Here is an 18,523-nt window from a genome sequence, read left to right as displayed (position 1 = left end):
GAGTGGGGCGCGTCGTTCCCAACACTCGACGTGTGGTGACAATCGAGCGCGAGGGTGGCGACCGGGCGATGGACGACCACGGGCGTGGGGACGGCGGCCCGCGCCCGGCGGAAGGCGCCGTGCGGCCGCCCGGTCCACTGCCGTACGAGGGAGTCTGGCGGTTCACCGCGGCCGCCGTGGACGCATCCGTCCCGCAGGCCCGGCACGCCGTACGGGATCTGCTGCTGCGGCAGGGCGTACCGGTCGGCGACGACACGGTGTACGGCCTGCTGCTGATCGTCTCCGAGCTGGTCACGAACGCGGTCCGGCACGCGGCGCTGCTGTCGCCGATGCTCGCCGTGGAGGTGGCCGTCGGCGCCGAGTGGGTGCGGGTGTCGGTGGAGGACAACCACCCCTACCGGCCCACCGCCCTGGAGGCCGACCACGGCCAGACCGGCGGCCGGGGGCTGCTGCTGGTACGTGAGGTGGCCCGCGAGGCCGGCGGGGCGGTCGACGTGGAGCACACGGCGAGCGGCGGCAAGGTGATCTGGGCCGCCCTGCCGCTCAAGCCGGCGGCGCGGGCGTAGTGCCTACCAGCCCGCGGACTGGCCCGTCAGTTCCCTGATCGCCGGGCGGGCCGCGTCCAGCACGGTCATGAACCACGCCGAGAACGGGTCCCGGGCGTGCCGCTCGGCCAGTTCGGCGGCCGTCACGAAGGCCGTCGAGCCGACCTCCTCGGGGTCCGGCGCCAGCGGTGCCTGCACCATGCCCACGAACAGGTGGTTGAACTCCTGCTCCACCAGGCCCGAGGCAGGGTCCGGGTGGTTGTAGCGGACCGTGCCGGCCTCCGCCAGCAGTGACGGCGAGACGCCCAGCTCCTCGTGGGTCCGCCGGGCCGCCGCGGCGAACGGCGCCTCACCGGGGTACGGGTGGCCGCAGCAGGTGTTGGACCACACACCGGGGGAGTGGTACTTGCCGAGCGCCCGCTGCTGGAGCAGCAGCCGGCCCTGCTCGTCGAAGAGGAACACCGAGAACGCGCGGTGCAGCCGTCCCGGCGGCTGGTGGGCGGCGAGCTTCTCCGCCGTGCCGATCGTCACGCCCTTCTCGTCGACCAGTTCCAGCAAAATCGCCTCTGCGGTGCCGTTCGACGAGCTGTGCGTCTCGGTGGCAGGTGTGATCGGCATACCCATCCTTCGCCTCGGTCTTGCGCTCCAAGTCTGCCGTACGAATCCGGCACTCCCGGCACTTCCCCGCACGTCCGCATGTCCCGCGCGGGGCGGTGCCCGAGTGGGACCCCGGTGATTCATCGTGCCCGGCGCCTCCCGCCGGGAACCGCCCGCCGGGCTCGAACGGACGTACCTACGGTCTGGAGGAGCCCGCGCTCAGAGGCACAGCCGCGCCTCGTGCTCCGCGTGCCCGCCCGGCTCCAGCTGGAAGGTGCAGTGCTCCACGTCGAAGTGGTGGCCGAGACAGCCCTGGAGCTCGTGCAGCATCTTCTCGTGGCCGATGGCGCTCAGCACCTCCGAGCTGACCACGACGTGCGCGGACAGCACCGGCATGCCCGAGGTGATCGTCCAGGCGTGCAGATCGTGCACGTCCTCCACGCCGTCCAGCGCCAGGATGTGCGACCGGACCTCGGACATGTCGACGTCCTTCGGGGCCGCCTCCAGCAGGACGTCCAGCGTCTCGCGCAGCAGCTTCACCGTCCGCGGGACGATCATCAGCCCGATGACCAGCGAGGCGATCGGGTCGGCCGCCTGCCAGCCGGTGGTCAGGATCACGGCCGCGGAGATCAGCACCGCCACCGAGCCCAGCGCGTCCGCGGCCACTTCGAGGAAGGCGCCGCGCACGTTCAGGCTGTCCTTCTGCCCGCGCATCAGCAGCAGGAGCGAGACCGAGTTCGCGACCAGGCCGAAGAGGCCGAACACGATCATCAGGCCGCCCGCGGTATCCGCCGGCGTGAGGAAGCGCTGGACCGCCTCGAAGAGCACGTAGCCGCCGACGCCGAGCAGCAGCAGGCAGTTGGCCAGGGCGGCGAGGATCTCGGCGCGGGCGAGGCCGAAGGTCCGGTTGGTGCTCGGCGGGCGGTTGGCGAAGTGGATGGCCAGCAGCGCCATGCCCAGGCCCAGCGCGTCGGTCGCCATGTGCGCCGCGTCCGCGATCAGGGCCAGCGAGTCCGCGAGCAGACCGCCGGCGATCTCCACCACCATGATCGTGAGCGTGATGCCCAGTGCCACCCGCAGCCGGCCGCGATAGGCGGCCGCGGCCGTGCCCGTGGGCGGCGCATGGCTGTGCGCGTGCCCGTGGTCGTGCCCTGCCCCCATGAGAGGACCACCCTTCCGTGTTGCGCGCGTGGACACAGTCAACTACGGGTGGGGGGTATGGGGCAACGCGGCACTGAACACCGTTGTCATCTGCCCTGACCTGCGCAAACAAGCGGCAGGTCAGACAAGGGGCGGCTGCCTCGCGGCCCGGTTCCGGCTCGGTCGGCCCCGGTTCCGGCTCAGCCGCCGTGGTGCAGCCGCCAGCCCGCCCAGGCCGACTCGATCATCTCGCGCACCCCGAGCCGGGCCCGCCAGCCCAGCGCCTCGGCGGCCCGCTCGGCCGAGGCGACCGCGCGCGGCGCGTCCCCGGGCCGGCGCCCCTCCACCAGCGCGGGCCGCCGGTCGCCGGTGACCTCTCCGATGACCGTGACCATCTCGCGGACGGAGACGCCCTCGCCGCGGCCGATGTTCAGCGTCAGGTCGCCCGTGTGGTCACCTCCGGCGAGCCGCCGGGCCGCCGCCAGATGGGCCTCGGCGAGATCGGCGACGTGAATGTAGTCACGCACGCAGGTTCCGTCCGGCGTCGGATAGTCGTCGCCGAAGATCCGCGGGGCCTCGTCCCGGGTGAGCCGGTCGAAGACCATCGGCACGATGTTGAACACCCCGGTGTCCGCCAGTTCCGGCGCGGCCGCTCCCGCCACGTTGAAGTAGCGCAGGCACGCCGTGGAGATCCCGTGCGCCCGGCCGGCCGCCCGCACCAGCCACTCCCCGGCGAGCTTGGTCTCGCCGTAGGGGTTCACCGGGGCGCAGGGGGTGTCCTCGGTGATGAGGTCCACGTCCGGGTTGCCGTACACGGCCGCCGACGAGGAGAACAGCAGCCGGCCGATCCCCGCCTCGGCGATCGCGTCCAGCAGGGTGGCCAGGCCGCCCACGTTCTCCCGGTAGTAGCGGGTGGGCTGCGCCACCGACTCGGCGACCTGCTTGCGCGCCGCGAGATGCACCACACCCGTCACGCCGTGCTCCGCGAAGACCCGCTTGAGGAGGTCCCCGTCCAGCGTCGAGCCCTCGACGAGCGGGACGCCCGCCGGGAGCCGCGCGGGCACGGCGGCCGACAGGTCGTCCAGCGCCACGACGCTCTCGCCGGCGCCGGTCATGGCCCGTGCCACGTGCGCCCCGATGTATCCGGCTCCGCCGGTGATCAGCCAGGTCATGGTCGCCCACCCTATGCCGAACGGCACCGGTGTCCGCGATGCCGGAGGATGCCCGGGTCTGCGCCGCGCGTTTGTGGGGCGGGCCCCGCATCCCCGATGATGATCGCGGCAAAGGAGCGGGCAGCCCCCGTGGACCGGGCCGTGAACGGCCGGTGAACACGGGCTTCCGCCCATCCGATAGCCTCTGCCGACATGCCGCCCGGGTGCCGCAGGCAGGGGCGCCCCACCACGCAGAAGACCGGCGCCCCCGCGCCGGCACCCAGGGAGTGAGTTTCGGTTGTCGACCGCCATCGTCACCGGTCAGCCGGTCCCCGGATCGTCGCTCGAGAACGATCTGCGGTCCCTCGGCTTCGACGTGCGCGTGGCCGCTGACGCCGCCGAGACCCGGTCCCTGCTCACCGACGTTCCCGCCGGAAGGCGCGTGGCACTGGTCGACGCCCGCTTCGTCGGCCACCAGCACGCCTTGCGCCTCGGCCTCACCGACCCGCGCTTCCCGCTCGCCGCCGTGCCCGGCGCCGTCACCGCCCAGCCGGAGGCCCGCCAGGCACTGACCCGGGCGCTGACCGCCGAGACCGCCACGAGCGGCGGCACCGCCGGTGGCGGCCCCGCGCGAGCGACGTCCAGCGTGGGGGACGTGGACTCCCTCGCCGACCGCGTCGTCACCGCTCTCGACGCCGACGACGCCGGTGTGCACCACCCCGAGCTGGGCAGCCTGGTCGCCGCCGTCCCGGCCGACCCGCAGGCCCGCAACGAGGCACGGCAGGCCGTCGCCGCCGTGGACGACGAGGCCGTGCGCCTGAGGTCGGCCGTGAAGTCCCGCGACGGCTTCTTCACCACGTTCTTCATCAGCCCGTACTCGCGCTACATCGCCCGCTGGTGCGCCCGCCGCGGCCTGACCCCCAACCAGGTCACCACCGCCTCGCTGCTCACCGCCCTGATAGCCGCGGGCTGCGCGGCGACCGGCACCCGGGCCGGCTTCGTCGCGGCCGGCGTCCTGCTGATCGCCTCGTTCGTGCTGGACTGCACCGACGGCCAGCTCGCCCGGTACGCCCTGAAGTACTCCACGCTCGGCGCCTGGCTCGACGCCACCTTCGACCGGGCCAAGGAGTACGCCTACTACGCCGGCCTCGCCCTCGGCGCGGCCCGCGGCGGCGACGACGTCTGGGCCCTGGCGCTCGGCGCGATGATCCTGCAGACCTGCCGGCACGTCGTGGACTTCTCCTTCAACGAGGCCAACCACGACGCCACCGCGAACACCAGCCCCACCGCCGCCCTCTCCGACAAGCTGGACAGCGTCGGCTGGACGGTCTGGGTGCGCCGGATGATCGTCCTGCCGATCGGCGAGCGCTGGGCGATGATCGCCGTGCTCACCGCGGTCACCACCCCGCGCATCACCTTCTACGTACTGCTCGCCGGCTGCGCCTTCGCCGCGACGTACACCACGGCGGGCCGCGTGCTGCGCTCGGTGACCCGCAAGGCGCGGCGCACCGACCGGGCGGCCCAGGCGCTGGCCGACCTCGCCGACAACGGCCCGCTCGCCTCGTACGTGGCACGTGCCACCCCGGTCCGCCTCGGCGCCCCGCTGCTCGTGGCCCTGGCCGGCACCGCCGTGCTCGCCGTCTCCCTCTTCTCCGGCGTGGCCTGGGCGCCCGTCGCCGGTGCCGCCGTCTACGCGGTCACCGCGGGCCAGGCCCTGCGCCGCCCGCTCAAGGGCGCCCTCGACTGGCTGCTCCCGCCGCTGTTCCGCGCCGCCGAGTACGGCACCGTCCTGGTGCTGGCGGCCCACGCGGACGTGAACGGAGCCCTTCCAGCGGCTTTCGGCCTGGTGGCGGCCGTCGCCTACCATCACTACGACACGGTGTACCGCATCCGCGGCAACGCCGGAGCGCCCCCGGCCTGGCTGGTGCGTGCCATCGGGGGGCAGGAGGGACGGACGCTGCTCGTCACCGTCCTGGCCGCGGTGCTCACCGCCTCGCAGTTCAAGGCCTCGCTCACGGTCCTCGCCGTGGCCGTCGCCGTGCTGGTGCTCGTCGAGAGCATCCGCTTCTGGGTGTCCGCAGGGGCGCCCGCCGTACACGACGAAGGAGAACCCGCATGATCGGCCTCGTGCTGGCGGCCGGCGCCGGACGGCGTCTGCGCCCCTACACCGACAGCCTTCCCAAGGCTCTGGTGCCGGTGGGCCCCGCGGGCATAGAGGGCGAACCGACGGTCCTGGACCTCACTCTCGGCAACTTCGCCGAGATCGGCCTGACCGAGGTCGCGATCATCGTCGGCTACCGCAAGGAGGCCGTGTACGAGCGCAAGGCGGCCCTCGAGGCGAAGTACGGCCTCAAGCTCACCCTGATCGACAACGACAAGGCCGAGGAGTGGAACAACGCCTACTCCCTGTGGTGCGGCCGGGACGCCCTCAAGGACGGCGTGATCCTCGCCAACGGCGACACCGTGCACCCGGTCTCGGTGGAGCGCACGCTGCTCGCGGCCCGCGGCGAGGGCAGGCGGATCATCCTCGCGCTGGACACCGTGAAGTCCCTCGCGGACGAGGAGATGAAGGTCGTCGTGGACCCCGCCAAGGGCGTCCAGAAGATCACCAAGCTGATGGACCCCGCCGAGGCCACCGGTGAGTACATCGGCGTCACCCTCATCGAGGGCGACGCGGCCCCCGAGCTGGCCGACGCCCTGAAGACGGTCTTCGAGACCGACCCCCAGCAGTTCTACGAGCACGGCTACCAGGAGCTGGTGAACCGCGGCTTCCGGATCGACGTCGCGCCGATCGGCGACGTGCAGTGGGTGGAGATCGACAACCACGACGATCTCGCCCGTGGACGGGAGATCGCGTGCCAGTACTGACCCGGCTGATCCCCTCGCCGGTCGTCGTCGACATCCGCCCGGGTGCCCTCGACGACCTGGCCGGGGTCCTCGCCGACGAGCGCATCTCGCAGTCCGGCCGGCTCGCCGTCGCCGTCAGCAACGGCTCGGGCGCGCGGCTGCGCGAGCGCCTCGCCCCGTCGCTGCCCGGCGCCACCTGGTACGAGGTCGGCGGCGGCACCATCGACGACGCCGTCCGGCTGGCGAGCGACATAAAGGCCGGTCACTACGACGCCGTCGTCGGACTCGGCGGCGGGAAGATCATCGACTGCGCCAAGTTCGCCGCCGCGCGCGTGGGGCTGCCGCTGGTCGCGGTCGCCACCAACCTCGCGCACGACGGACTGTGCTCGCCGGTCGCGACCCTCGACAACGACGCGGGCCGCGGCTCGTACGGTGTGCCGAACCCGATCGCGGTGGTCATCGACCTCAACGTGATCCGCGAGGCGCCCGTCCGCTACGTGCGCTCCGGCATCGGCGACGCGATCTCCAACATCTCCGCGGTCGCGGACTGGGAGCTGGCCAACCGGGTCAACGGCGAGAAGATCGACGGTCTCGCCGCGGCCATGGCCCGGCAGGCCGGCGAGTCGGTGCTCAGGCACCCCGGCGGCGTCGGCGACGACGGCTTCCTGCAGGTGCTGGCCGAGGCACTCGTCCTCACCGGCATCGCCATGTCCGTGTCCGGCGACTCCCGCCCCTCGTCCGGGGCCTGCCACGAGATCAACCACGCCTTCGACCTGCTCTACCCGAAGCGGGCGGCCGCCCACGGAGAGCAGTGCGGCATCGGCGCCGCCTTCGCGATGTACCTGCGCGGAGCGCACGAGGAGGCGGCGTACATGGCCCGCGTCCTGCGCCGGCACGGGCTCCCGGTGCTGCCGGAGGAGATCGGCTTCTCGGTGGACGAGTTCGTCCGCGCCGTGGAGTTCGCTCCGGAGACCAGGCCCGGCCGCTACACGATCCTCGAACACCTCGACCTCAAGACGAACCAGATCAAGGACACCTACGCCGACTATGTCAAGGCCATCGGTAGCTGAACTCCGTCCGGTCGTCCACCCCGTCGGGGTGAAGGACCGGCGCAGCGGTGAGCACTGGGGAGGACGCCTCTACATGCGAGAGGTGTCCCTGCGCGTCGACCGCTACCTGGTGAACACCCGGGTCACGCCCAACCAGCTCACGTACCTGATGACCCTCTGCGGGGTGCTCGCGGCCCCGGCGCTGCTGGTGCCGGGGATCACGGGCGCCGTGCTCGGCGTCGTCGCCACCCAGCTCTACCTGCTGCTGGACTGCGTCGACGGCGAGGTCGCCCGCTGGAAGCAGCAGTACTCGCTCAGCGGGGTCTACCTGGACCGCGTCGGTGCCTACCTCACCGACGCGGCCGTCCTGGTCGGCCTCGGCCTGCGCGCCGCCGACCTGTGGGGCGGCGGCCGGATCGACTGGCTGTGGGCCTTCCTCGGCACACTCGCCGCGCTGGGCGCCATCCTGATCAAGGCCGAGACCGACCTGGTCGGCGTCGCCCGGCACCAGGCCGGGAAGCCCCCGGTCCAGGACGCCGCGGCCGAGCCGCGCTCCTCCGGCATGGCGCTGGCCCGCCGGGCCGCCGCGGCGCTGAAGTTCCACCGGCTCATCCTCGGCATCGAGGCCGCGCTGCTGATCCTGGTCCTGGCGATCGCCGACCAGATCCACGGCGACCTGTTCTTCACCCGGCTCGGCACCGCCGTCCTCGCGGGCATCGCCCTGCTGCAGACCGTGCTGCACCTGGTGTCCATCCTGGCGTCAAGCAGGCTGAGGTGAGTGCCATGAAGGTCGGCGCGGTCATCATCACCATGGGTAACCGGCCCGAGGAGCTGCGGGCCCTGCTCGACTCCGTCGCCAAGCAGGACGGCGACCCCGTCGAGGTGGTCGTGGTCGGCAACGGCTCGCCCGTGCCGGACGTCCCCGAGGGCGTCCGGACCGTGGAGCTGCCCGAGAACCTGGGCATCCCCGGCGGCCGCAACGTCGGCATAGCGGCCTTCGGGCCGGCCGGCCGTGACGTCGACGTACTGCTCTTCCTGGACGACGACGGCCTGCTGGCCCGCCACGACACGGCCGAGCTGTGCCGTGAGGCCTTCACGGCCGACCCGGAGCTCGGCATCATCAGCTTCCGCATCGCCGACCCCGAGACCGGCGAGACCCAGCGCCGGCACGTGCCCCGGCTGCGGGCCTCCGACCCGATGCGCTCCTCCCGGGTCACCACCTTCCTCGGCGGCGCCAACGCCGTCCGCACCCGGGTCCTCGCCGACGCCGGCGTGCTCCCGGACGAGTTCTTCTACGCCCACGAGGAGACCGACCTGGCCTGGCGGGCCCTCGACGCCGGCTGGATGATCGACTACCGGTCCGACATGGTGCTCTACCACCCGACGACCGCGCCCTCACGGCACGCGGTGTACCACCGCATGGTCGCCCGCAACCGGGTCTGGCTGGCCCGCCGCAACCTCCCCGCCCTCCTGGTCCCGGTGTACCTCGGGGTCTGGCTGCTGCTCACGCTGGCGCGCAGGCCCTCGGGACCGGCCCTGAAGGCCTGGTTCGGCGGCTTCAAGGAGGGGTGGACCAGCCCCTGCGGACCCCGGCGCCCGATGCGCTGGCGTACGGTGTGGCGGCTGACCCGACTGGGCCGGCCCCCGGTGATCTGAGAAGCTCGACGGTACGGGCCCGCGCCCAGCGGCCGGGTCCGCCGCCCTTGAGGACACAACCGTGCAAGACGTACTCGAAGACGAAAGCTTCCATCCGTGAGTGAGACAACGCATGACGCCGGAGTCGCGGTGACCGCGGCCCCGTCGCCCGACGAGGGGCTGACGGCGGCCGGGCTCGCCGACAAGTACGGACTCGCCGTGAGCGGCGCCCGGCCCTCGCTCGCCGAGTACGTGCGCCAGCTCTGGGGGCGCCGCCACTTCATCCTCGCCTTCTCCCAGGCGAAGCTGACCGCGCAGTACAGCCAGGCCAAGCTCGGCCAGCTCTGGCAGGTGGCGACCCCGCTGCTGAACGCGGCGGTCTACTACTTCATCTTCGGCGTCATCCTGCACGCGAGCCGTGGCATGTCCCAGGACGTGTACATCCCGTTCCTGGTCACGGGTGTGTTCGTGTTCACCTTCACGCAGAGCTCGGTCATGACCGGCGTCCGCGCGATCTCCGGCAACCTGGGCCTCGTGCGCGCCCTGCACTTCCCGCGCGCCTCGCTGCCCGTGTCCTTCTCGCTGCAGCAGCTCCAGCAGCTGCTCTTCTCGATGATCGTGATGTTCATCGTGGCGATCGGGTTCGGCAGCTACCCGAGCCTGTCCTGGCTGCTGATCGTCCCGGTACTGGTGCTGCAGTTCCTCTTCAACACCGGCCTCGCGCTGATCGTCGCCCGCCTGGGCGCCAAGACCCCGGACCTCGCCCAGCTCATGCCGTTCGTCCTGCGCACCTGGATGTACGCCTCCGGTGTCATGTTCTCCATCAGCAAGATGATGGAGGGCCGCTCCGAGTGGGTGGTCCGGCTGCTGCAGGTCAACCCGGCAGCGGTCTACATGGACCTGATGCGCTTCGCGCTGATCGACGGGTACGACGCCTCGAACCTGCCGCCCCACGTGTGGGCCATCGCCCTGTTCTGGGCCGTGGTCGTCTTCGCCGGCGGCTTCGTGTACTTCTGGAAGGCGGAGGAGAGGTACGGCCGTGGCTGAGACCAACCCCCTGGACACCCCGGACCCGCGCCCGACCGTCATCGCGGACGAGCTGCACATCGTCTACCGGGTCAACGGCGCCAGGACCGGCAAGGGCAGCGCCACCGCCGCCCTCAGCCGCATACTCAGGCGCGGCTCCGACGACGGGGCCCGCGGCGTGCGCAAGGTGCACGCGGTACGCGGGGTCTCCTTCGTCGCCCGCCGCGGCGAGGCGATCGGCCTCATCGGATCCAACGGCTCGGGCAAGTCCACGCTGCTGCGCGCCATCGCCGGACTGCTCCCCGCCGAGAGCGGCAAGGTCTACACCGACGGCCAGCCCTCCCTGCTCGGCGTCAACGCCGCCCTGATGAACGACCTCACCGGCGAGCGCAACGTCATCCTCGGCGGCCTCGCGATGGGCATGTCCCGCGAGCAGGTCAAGGAGCGCTACCAGGACATCGTCGACTTCTCCGGGATCAACGAGAAGGGCGACTTCATCACCCTGCCGATGCGGACCTACTCCTCCGGCATGGCGGCCCGGCTGCGCTTCTCCATCGCCGCCGCCAAGGACCACGACGTCCTCATGATCGACGAGGCGCTGGCCACCGGTGACCGCAACTTCCAGAAGCGCTCCGAGGCGCGGATCCGGGAACTGCGCAAGGAGGCCGGCACGGTCTTCCTGGTCAGCCACAACAACAAGTCCATCCGCGACACCTGCAACCGCGTCCTGTGGCTGGAACGCGGCGAACTGCGCATGGACGGACCCACCGAAGAGGTCCTCAAGGAGTACGAGAAGTTCACGGGCAAGTGACCCGTTTCGGCCAGGGCCCCGCGGAACCTCTCCGGCGGGGCCCTGCGTCTGCAAAGGAAACGTCAACTCGCGTATGACGTAGGAATCTTGACGGCAATCGGTGTGTTGTTGTGATGCGCTGGACACCCCGCCGGTCCAAGCTGCGTTGTACAACGTAAGCTGTACCGGTCCCCGAAAGCGGCACATGGGGCGATAACGCGCGACACCCTCCGCCGGGCCGCCCCGGGGAGGGCCAGGCGGCGTGTCCGAAATAGTGTGTATCGGATCGGCAGTGTAGAACGGGAGATGTGACGGCAATGGCTACGGAAACTCCCCAGCTCAGCGCAGCGTCTGCCGTCCACGCCCAGGGCAGCGCGCGGTGACCGCAACCCGCACGGCGCCGGACCTGGAGCGGGCCACCCTGGACAAGGCCACGAGCGAGAACTTCCCCGTGGCCCCCTTCTTCCTGCCCCGGGACTGGCGCGACGACCTCATGGCCGTGTACGGCTTCGCCCGCCTGGTGGACGACATCGGCGACGGCGACCTGGCCCCCGGCGGTGGCGACGCCCGCGCCCTCGGTGTCACACCCGCCGAGGCCGAGGACCGGCTGGTCCTCCTCGACGCCTTCGAGGCCGATCTGCGCCGGGTCTTCGACGGCACCCCGCGCCACCCGCTGCTGCGCCGTCTGCAGCCCACGGCGCGCCGCCGCTCCCTCACCCCCGAGCCGTTCCTCGGCCTCATCGCGGCCAACCGCCAGGACCAGCTCGTGCGGCGCTACGAGACCTACGACGACCTCCTCGCCTACTGCGCACTGTCCGCGAACCCCGTCGGGCGCCTCGTCCTCGCCGTCACCGGCACCGCGACACCCGAGCGGATCCGGCTGTCCGACGCGGTCTGCACCGCGCTGCAGATCGTCGAGCACCTCCAGGACGTGGCGGAGGACCTCGGCCGCGACCGGATCTACCTGCCGGCCCAGGACATGAAGCTCTTCCACGTCCGGGAGACCGACCTCGCCGCGAAAACCGCGAGCGCTTCGGTGCGCGCCCTGGTTGCATACGAAGCACAACGCGCCCGCGATCTGCTGAATGAAGGCGCCCCCCTGGTGGGTAGCGTCCACGGCAGGTTGAAGCTGCTGCTCGCGGGGTTCGTGGCGGGGGGAAGGGCGGCGGTCCGGGCGATCGCCGCCGCCGAATACGACGTACTTCCCGGCCCGCCCAAGCCCGGCAAGGTCCAGTTGCTGCGTGAGGCGGGCGCGACTCTGCGAGGAGAGGGGTGATCCGGACCGTGGAGTCTGTGCCGCACGTGTCCGCACCGGTACTCGCCGCCTACGGCTACTGCGAGGCCGTCACCGGGCAGCAGGCCCGCAACTTCGCCTACGGCATCCGGCTGCTGCCGACGCCCAAGCGGCGCGCCATGTCCGCCCTGTACGCGTTCTCCCGGCGCGTCGACGACATCGGCGACGGCGACCTGCCGGGCGAGGTGAAGGTCGCGCGGCTGGAGGACACCCGGGAACTGCTCACCGGGATCCGCGCCGGCGAGGTCGAGGAGGACCACACCGACCCGGTGGCGGTGGCCCTCGCCCATGCCGCGCGGGCCTTCCCGATCCCGCTCGGCGGTCTGGACGAGCTGATCGACGGCGTCCAGATGGACGTGCGCGGCGAGACCTACGAGACCTGGGACGACCTGAAGGTCTACTGCCGCTGCGTGGCCGGCGCCATCGGCCGCCTCTCGCTCGGCGTCTTCGGTACGGAGCCCGGCGCGCGCGGCGCCGAGCGCGCCCCCGAGTACGCCGACACGCTCGGTCTCGCGCTGCAGCTCACCAACATCCTCCGGGACGTCCGCGAGGACGCCCAGGGCGGGCGCACCTATCTGCCCGCCGACGACCTGGCCAAGTTCGGCTGCTCGGCCGGGTTCGACGGGCCCACTCCGCCGCGAGGCTCCGACTTCGCCGGCCTCGTGCACTTCGAAGTACGGCGGGCCCGCGCCCTGTTCGCCGAGGGCTACCGGCTGCTCCCCATGCTCGACCGGCGCAGCGGCGCCTGCGTGGCCGCCATGGCCGGCATCTACCGCCGGCTGCTGGACCGCATCGAGCGCGACCCCGAGGCCGTGCTGCGCGGCCGGGTCTCGCTGCCCGGACGCGAGAAGGCCTACGTCGCCGTGCGCGGACTGTCCGGCCTCGACACCCGGCACGTCTCCCGGCGGACCGTCAGGAGGCGCGCCTGATGGGCTCCCGGGAACCGTCCGGCTCAGACGACCCGGCGCGACGGGCAACCTCGCGCTGCGGCGTGGCGTCCCTGACTGCGACGGCCGACCGTGCACCGTTCATCCAGCACGGTCGGCACGCACGGAAGGACGCAGCATGAGCGACGGCTCCCGCGCCGCACAGGCGCACGCCGGTGCCCGGGCACCCGGCGCCCCGCCGCGGCGCACCGCCGTCGTCGTCGGCGGCGGTCTCGCCGGCGTCACCGCCGCGCTCGCGCTCGCCGACGCGGGCGTCGACGTCACGCTCGTCGAAGGCAGACCCAGGCTGGGCGGTCTCGCCTTCTCCTTCCAGCGCGGCGAGTTGACCGTGGACAACGGCCAGCACGTGTACCTGCGCTGCTGCACCGCCTACCGCTGGTTCCTCGACCGGATCGAGGGCGCGGCGCTGGCACCGCTGCAGGCCCGCCTGGACGTGCCCGTCGTCGACGTCGCGAAGCCCGAGGGCCGACGCCTCGGCCGGCTGCGGCGCGACCCGCTGCCCGTCCCCCTCCACCTGGGGCGCAGCCTGGCCACCTATCCGCACCTCTCGCTCGCCGAGCGCGCCGCCGTCGGGCGCGCCGCGCTCGCGCTCAAGGGGCTCGACCTCACCGATCCTGCCCTGGACGCCCAGGACTTCGGAAGCTGGCTGGCCGCGCACGGCCAGTCACCGCGGGCCGTCGAGGCCCTGTGGGACCTGGTCGGGGTCGCCACCCTCAACGCGGTCGCGGGCGACGCCTCACTGGGGCTCGCCGCGATGGTGTTCAAGACCGGTCTGCTGTCCGACCCGGGCGCGGCCGACATCGGCTGGGCCGCTGTCCCGCTGGGTGAACTGCACGACCGGCTGGCCCGCAAGGCGCTCGACTCCGCGGGCGTCCGTACCGAACTCCGTACACGCGTCACCTCCGTCCTCCACAACGAGAACGGAGGCTGGAGCGTTCAGGTTCCCGGCGAGACGCTGCGGGCCGACGCGGTCGTCCTCGCCGTACCCCAGCGCGAGACGCACGACCTGCTGCCGCCCGGTGCCCTCGACGCCCCCGGGCGGCTGCTGGAGATCGGCACCGCGCCCATCCTCAACGTGCACGTCGTCTACGACCGCAAGGTGCTCGCCCGGCCCTTCCTCGCCGCCCTCGGCACCCGCGTGCAGTGGGTCTTCGACCGCACCGACGCCTCCGGGCTGCGCGAGGGCCAGTACCTCGCGGTGTCCCAGTCCGCCGCGCGGGACGACATCGACGAGCCGGTCGCCGTGCTCCGCGAGCGCTACCTGCCCGAGCTGGAGCGGCTGATCCCCGGTACCCGCGGCGCCGTGGTGAAGGACTTCTTCGTGACCCGGGAGCGCACGGCGACGTTCGCCCCCACCCCTGGCGTCGGCCGGCTGCGGCCCGGCGCCCGCACCAAGGCCCCCGGCCTGTACCTGGCCGGAGCGTGGACCGCCACCGGGTGGCCCGCGACCATGGAGAGTGCGGTCCGCAGCGGCGTGAGCGCGGCCGACGCCGCGCTGAGCGCCCTGGGCCGGCCCCGCCCCGCCCGCCTCTTCGCGTTCGAGGAGGCGGCCTGATGACCGAGCAATACGCGGCGGGCCCCCGCACCCCCGGTACCGCAACAACAGGAGAGACTGTGCCCACTGTGCCCCCCGCCTCGACGACCGACTCGAGGACCGCGGTGGACGTGACCGCGCTGCTGGAGCGCGGCCGCACCCTTGCCACCCCGGTCCTGCGCGCCGCCGTCGACCGCCTGGCGCCGCCCATGGACACCGTCGCCGCCTACCACTTCGGCTGGATCGACGCCGCGGGCAACCCGGCCGACGGGGACGGCGGCAAGGCCGTCCGCCCCGCCCTCGCCGTGCTCTCCGCCGAGGTCACCGGCGCCGCGCCCGAGGTGGGCGTCCCCGGCGCGGTCGCCGTCGAACTCGTCCACAACTTCTCGCTGCTGCACGACGACCTGATGGACGGCGACGAGCAGCGCCGGCACCGCGACACCGTCTGGAAGGTGCACGGCCCCGCCCAGGCGATCCTGGTCGGCGACGCCCTGTTCGCCCTCGGCAACGAGGTCCTGCTGGAGCTCGGCACCGTCGAGGCCGGCCGCGCCACCCGCCGGCTGACCACCGCCACCCGCGCCCTGATCGACGGTCAGGCGCAGGACATCTCCTACGAGCACCGCGACCGGGTCAGCGTCGAGGAGTGCCTGGAGATGGAGGGCAACAAGACCGGCGCCCTGCTCGCCTGCGCCTCCTCGATCGGCGCGGTCCTCGGCGGCGCGGACAACGCCACCGCCGACGCGCTGGAGCGCTACGGCTACCACCTCGGCCTCGCCTTCCAGGCCGTCGACGACCTTCTCGGCATCTGGGGCGACCCGGAGGCCACCGGCAAGCAGACCTGGAGCGACCTGCGCCAGCGCAAGAAGTCCCTGCCGGTGGTGGCCGCGCTCGCGGCGGGCGGCGACGCCTCCGCGCGGCTCGGCGAGATCCTCGCCGCCGACGCCAAGAGCAGCGACTTCGAGAACTTCTCCGAGGCGGAGTTCGCCGCCCGGGCCGCCCTCATCGAGGAGGCCGGCGGCCGGGAGTGGACGGCCGGGGAGGCGCGCCGGCAGCACGCGATCGCCATCGAGGCCCTCGACGCCGTCGACATGCCCGACCGGGTGAGGGCCGCCTTCACGGCGCTCGCCGATTTCGTCGTCGTACGGAAGAGATGATCACTATCGGTCGAATAACCCTCGCGTAGTCGCCGGCCGGTGTCGCGGATGACGGCACCGGCCGACGGCGGACCCACAGCAGCACGACTCGCACGACTGCACGAAGGGGAAGCCATGACAGCGACGACCGACGGAAGCACCGGAGCGACCATGCCGCCCCGGGCTGCCGCGGCCAGCGAAACGGACATCACCATCCCCGAGGCGGCCGGGGTACCAGAAGCCGTCGAGCGCGCCGCGCGCCGGGCGACCGACTTCCTGCTCGCCCGCCAGGACGCCCAGGGCTGGTGGAAGGGCGACCTCGAGACGAACGTCACCATGGACGCCGAGGACCTGCTGCTCCGTCAGTTCCTGGGCATCCTGGACGAGGAGACGGCGCGGGCCGCCGCCCTGTTCGTCCGCGGCGAGCAGCGGGCGGACGGCACCTGGGCCACCTTCCACGGCGGCCCCGGCGAACTGTCCACCACCATCGAGGCGTACGTCGCCCTGCGCCTCGCCGGCGACGCGCCCGACGCCCCGCACATGGCGAAGGCCTCGGCCTGGATCCGCGCGCACGGCGGTATCGCCGCGTCCCGGGTCTTCACCCGGATCTGGCTCGCCCTGTTCGGCTGGTGGAAGTGGGAGGACCTGCCCGAACTCCCGCCGGAGCTGATCTACTTCCCGCACTGGATGCCGCTCAACATCTACGACTTCGGCTGCTGGGCCCGGCAGACCATCGTGCCGCTGACCATCGTCTCGGCCAAGCGCCCCGTCCGCCCGGCCCCCTTCCCGCTGGACGAGCTGCACACCGACCCGGCCGACCCCAACCCCGCCAAGCCCTTCGCTCCGCTGGCGAGTTGGGACGGCGCCTTCCAACGCCTGGACAAGGCGCTGCACCAACTGCGCAAGGTCGTCCCGCGCCGGCTGCGCAAGGCCGCGATGAACTCCGCCGCCCGCTGGATCATCGAGCGGCAGGAGAACGACGGCTGCTGGGGCGGCATCCAGCCCCCGGCCGTGTACTCGGTCATCGCCCTGCGGCTGCTCGGCTACGACCTCCAGCACCCGGTGATGCGCGAGGGCCTCGCCTCGCTGGACCGTTTCACCGTGTGGCGCGAGGACGGCGCCCGGATGATCGAGGCCTGCCAGTCCCCGGTGTGGGACACCTGCCTGGCCACCATCGCGCTCGTCGACGCGGGTCTGCCGGTCGACCATCCGCAACTGGTCCGGGCGGCCGACTGGATGCTCGGCGAGGAGATCGTCCGGCCCGGGGACTGGGCCGTGAAGCGTCCTCAACTGCCGCCTGGTGGATGGGCGTTCGAGTTCCACAACGACAACTACCCGGACATCGACGACACCGCCGAGGTCGCCCTCGCGCTGCGCCGGGTCCGGCACCACGACCCCGACCGCGTGGACCACGCCGTCGGGCGCGCGGTGCGCTGGAACCTGGGAATGCAGTCGAGGAACGGTGGGTGGGGCGCCTTCGACGTCGACAACACCAGCCCGTTCCCCAACCGGCTGCCGTTCTGCGACTTCGGCGAGGTCATCGACCCGCCGTCCGCCGACGTCACCGCGCACGTCGTCGAGATGCTCGCCGCCGAGGGCCTGGCCAACGACCCCCGCACCCGGCGCGGCATCGACTGGCTCCTCGCCGAACAGGAGCCGGACGGCTCGTGGTTCGGACGCTGGGGCGTCAACTACGTCTACGGCACCGGCTCCGTGGTGCCCGCGCTCACCGCGGCCGGTCTGCCCGGCTCGCACCCGGCGATCCGGCGCGCGGTGGCCTGGCTGGAGAAGGTGCAGAACGACGACGGCGGCTGGGGCGAGGACCTGCGCTCCTACAAGCACGTCAAGGAGTGGAGCGGCCGCGGCGCCTCCACCGCGTCGCAGACCGGCTGGGCGCTGATGGCGCTGCTCGCGGCGGGGGAGCGGGAGTCGCAGGCCGTGGAACGCGGCGTCCGGTGGCTTGCCGCGACACAGCGGGAGGACGGCTCCTGGGACGAGCCGTACTTCACCGGCACCGGCTTCCCCTGGGACTTCTCCATCAACTACCACCTGTACCGCCAGGTGTTCCCGCTCACCGCGCTCGGCCGCTACCTGCACGGCGACCCGTTCGAGCGGCCGCCGCTCGCCCGGGCCAGGCGGTCCCACCCCGACGGCAGGAAGCCGCTGCCCGAGGCCACGGTGAGCTGAGGTGAGCACCCGGCCCGCCCCGCCCCCGCTGCTGATCGCCTGCGCGCTCGGCATCGAGCACCTCGCCCTGCGCACCGGCGAACGCGACGGGGCGGGAGGACCGGTCACCCTCGTCCGCACCGGCATGGGGCCCCGGGCGGCGGAACGGTCCGTCACCCGGCACCTGTCCGAACCGGCGCTCACCGCCGCGGCCGTCCTGGCCACCGGCTTCTGCGCCGGACTCGCTTCCGGGATGCACCCCGGCGACCTGGTCGTCGCCGAGGAGACCCGGGACCCGCGCGGGACCGTCCCGTGCGTGGGTACCGAACTGCTCGGCAAGGAGATCGCGCGCGTCCTGCCCGGGCGCACCGTCCACACCGGGCCGCTCATCGGTTCCGACCACGTCGTCCGCGGCCCGGAGCGCTCCGCGCTGCGCGCGACCGGTGCGATCGCGGTCGACATGGAGTCCGCGGCCACGCTGCTGGGCGCCGTGCGCGCCGGCGGGCGCCCGGTTGCGGCCGTACGGGTGGTCGTGGACGCTCCCGAACATGAACTCGTCCGGATCGGCACGGTGCGCGGTGGAATATCAGCCTTCCGTGTCCTTCGCTCGGTTCTGCCCGCGTTTTATGAATGGCACCGTTCTTTGTCGCTCCCCCGGAGGTGAGCCAG

Annotated in this window: 18 protein-coding genes; 15 read left to right on the top strand and 3 right to left on the bottom strand. The window is 72.5% G+C overall.

What is annotated here, in order from left to right; translation table 11 throughout:
- Window positions 1-68: 68 nt before the first annotated feature.
- A complete protein-coding gene (locus ACWCPN_RS30370; RefSeq protein ID WP_199213723.1) occupies window positions 69-566 on the top strand; it encodes an ATP-binding protein in 498 nt (165 codons plus the stop codon).
- A 3-nt stretch (window positions 567-569) separates the two neighbouring features.
- Here ACWCPN_RS30370 and idi read toward each other — a convergent pair whose 3' ends face one another.
- From idi to galE, 3 genes are all read right to left on the bottom strand, one after another.
- Window positions 570-1,163, bottom strand: coding sequence for an isopentenyl-diphosphate Delta-isomerase (gene idi / locus ACWCPN_RS30365; RefSeq protein ID WP_451212554.1), 594 nt, complete (start codon window positions 1,161-1,163; stop codon window positions 570-572).
- Window positions 1,164-1,361: 198 nt separating this feature from the next.
- On the bottom strand, window positions 1,362-2,303 hold the full coding sequence (locus ACWCPN_RS30360) for a cation diffusion facilitator family transporter (RefSeq protein WP_451212551.1): 942 nt from the start codon (window positions 2,301-2,303) through the stop codon (window positions 1,362-1,364).
- A 179-nt stretch (window positions 2,304-2,482) separates the two neighbouring features.
- Window positions 2,483-3,454 carry a UDP-glucose 4-epimerase GalE gene (gene galE / locus ACWCPN_RS30355; RefSeq protein ID WP_199212802.1) on the bottom strand — a complete coding sequence of 324 codons (972 nt, stop codon included), beginning with the start codon at window positions 3,452-3,454 and terminating at the stop codon, window positions 2,483-2,485.
- A 277-nt stretch (window positions 3,455-3,731) separates the two neighbouring features.
- On the opposite strand from galE, the gene ACWCPN_RS30350 reads away from it, so the two are divergent.
- The 14 genes from ACWCPN_RS30350 to ACWCPN_RS30285 all read left to right on the top strand — a co-directional run bounded on the left by ACWCPN_RS30350 (window position 3,732) and on the right by ACWCPN_RS30285 (window position 18,518).
- Complete coding sequence (locus ACWCPN_RS30350) at window positions 3,732-5,552, top strand: DUF5941 domain-containing protein (protein WP_451212548.1); 1,821 nt, start codon at window positions 3,732-3,734, stop codon at window positions 5,550-5,552.
- Window positions 5,549-6,301 carry a phosphocholine cytidylyltransferase family protein gene (locus ACWCPN_RS30345; RefSeq protein WP_199212803.1) on the top strand — a complete coding sequence of 251 codons (753 nt, stop codon included), beginning with the start codon at window positions 5,549-5,551 and terminating at the stop codon, window positions 6,299-6,301. The genes ACWCPN_RS30350 and ACWCPN_RS30345 overlap by 4 nt, the downstream gene beginning before the upstream one ends.
- On the top strand, window positions 6,289-7,350 hold the full coding sequence (locus tag ACWCPN_RS30340) for an iron-containing alcohol dehydrogenase family protein (RefSeq protein WP_199212804.1): 1,062 nt from the start codon (window positions 6,289-6,291) through the stop codon (window positions 7,348-7,350). Before ACWCPN_RS30345 ends, ACWCPN_RS30340 begins: the two co-directional genes overlap by 13 nt.
- A complete protein-coding gene (locus tag ACWCPN_RS30335) occupies window positions 7,328-8,107 on the top strand; it encodes a CDP-alcohol phosphatidyltransferase family protein (RefSeq protein WP_199212805.1) in 780 nt (259 codons plus the stop codon). The genes ACWCPN_RS30340 and ACWCPN_RS30335 overlap by 23 nt, the downstream gene beginning before the upstream one ends.
- Window positions 8,108-8,112: 5 nt before the next feature.
- On the top strand, window positions 8,113-8,985 hold the full coding sequence (locus tag ACWCPN_RS30330; RefSeq protein ID WP_199212806.1) for a glycosyltransferase family 2 protein: 873 nt from the start codon (window positions 8,113-8,115) through the stop codon (window positions 8,983-8,985).
- 96 nt (window positions 8,986-9,081) lie between these two features.
- Window positions 9,082-10,011, top strand: a complete 930-nt coding sequence (locus tag ACWCPN_RS30325; RefSeq protein ID WP_451212543.1) for an ABC transporter permease — start codon at window positions 9,082-9,084, stop codon at window positions 10,009-10,011.
- Window positions 10,004-10,801, top strand: a complete 798-nt coding sequence (locus ACWCPN_RS30320; protein WP_199212808.1) for an ABC transporter ATP-binding protein — start codon at window positions 10,004-10,006, stop codon at window positions 10,799-10,801. Before ACWCPN_RS30325 ends, ACWCPN_RS30320 begins: the two co-directional genes overlap by 8 nt.
- 358 nt (window positions 10,802-11,159) lie before the next feature.
- A complete protein-coding gene (gene hpnC, locus ACWCPN_RS30315; RefSeq protein WP_451212540.1) occupies window positions 11,160-12,056 on the top strand; it encodes a squalene synthase HpnC in 897 nt (298 codons plus the stop codon).
- The gene (gene hpnD, locus ACWCPN_RS30310) at window positions 12,053-13,003 is read left to right on the top strand and encodes a presqualene diphosphate synthase HpnD (RefSeq protein WP_392292579.1); all 951 of its coding nucleotides are present in this window, start codon (window positions 12,053-12,055) and stop codon (window positions 13,001-13,003) included. The genes hpnC and hpnD overlap by 4 nt, the downstream gene beginning before the upstream one ends.
- Window positions 13,003-13,143, top strand: coding sequence for a DUF6380 family protein (locus ACWCPN_RS30305; protein ID WP_365124211.1), 141 nt, complete (start codon window positions 13,003-13,005; stop codon window positions 13,141-13,143). Before hpnD ends, ACWCPN_RS30305 begins: the two co-directional genes overlap by 1 nt.
- Window positions 13,140-14,576 carry a hydroxysqualene dehydroxylase HpnE gene (gene hpnE / locus ACWCPN_RS30300; RefSeq protein WP_451212535.1) on the top strand — a complete coding sequence of 479 codons (1,437 nt, stop codon included), beginning with the start codon at window positions 13,140-13,142 and terminating at the stop codon, window positions 14,574-14,576. The genes ACWCPN_RS30305 and hpnE overlap by 4 nt, the downstream gene beginning before the upstream one ends.
- The gene (locus ACWCPN_RS30295; protein ID WP_451212532.1) at window positions 14,576-15,709 is read left to right on the top strand and encodes a polyprenyl synthetase family protein; all 1,134 of its coding nucleotides are present in this window, start codon (window positions 14,576-14,578) and stop codon (window positions 15,707-15,709) included. Before hpnE ends, ACWCPN_RS30295 begins: the two co-directional genes overlap by 1 nt.
- 114 nt (window positions 15,710-15,823) lie before the next feature.
- Window positions 15,824-17,875: a squalene--hopene cyclase gene (gene shc, locus ACWCPN_RS30290; protein ID WP_451212529.1), complete on the top strand. Its 2,052-nt coding sequence runs from the start codon at window positions 15,824-15,826 to the stop codon at window positions 17,873-17,875.
- Window position 17,876: 1 nt separating this feature from the next.
- Complete coding sequence (locus ACWCPN_RS30285; RefSeq protein ID WP_365124219.1) at window positions 17,877-18,518, top strand: phosphorylase family protein; 642 nt, start codon at window positions 17,877-17,879, stop codon at window positions 18,516-18,518.
- Window positions 18,519-18,523: the final 5 nt, after the last annotated feature.

The organism is Streptomyces sp. NPDC002386 (genome assembly GCF_053593175.1).
Note: the sequence above shows the minus strand (reverse complement) of the source record. Positions and strands in the feature narration are given on the sequence as shown.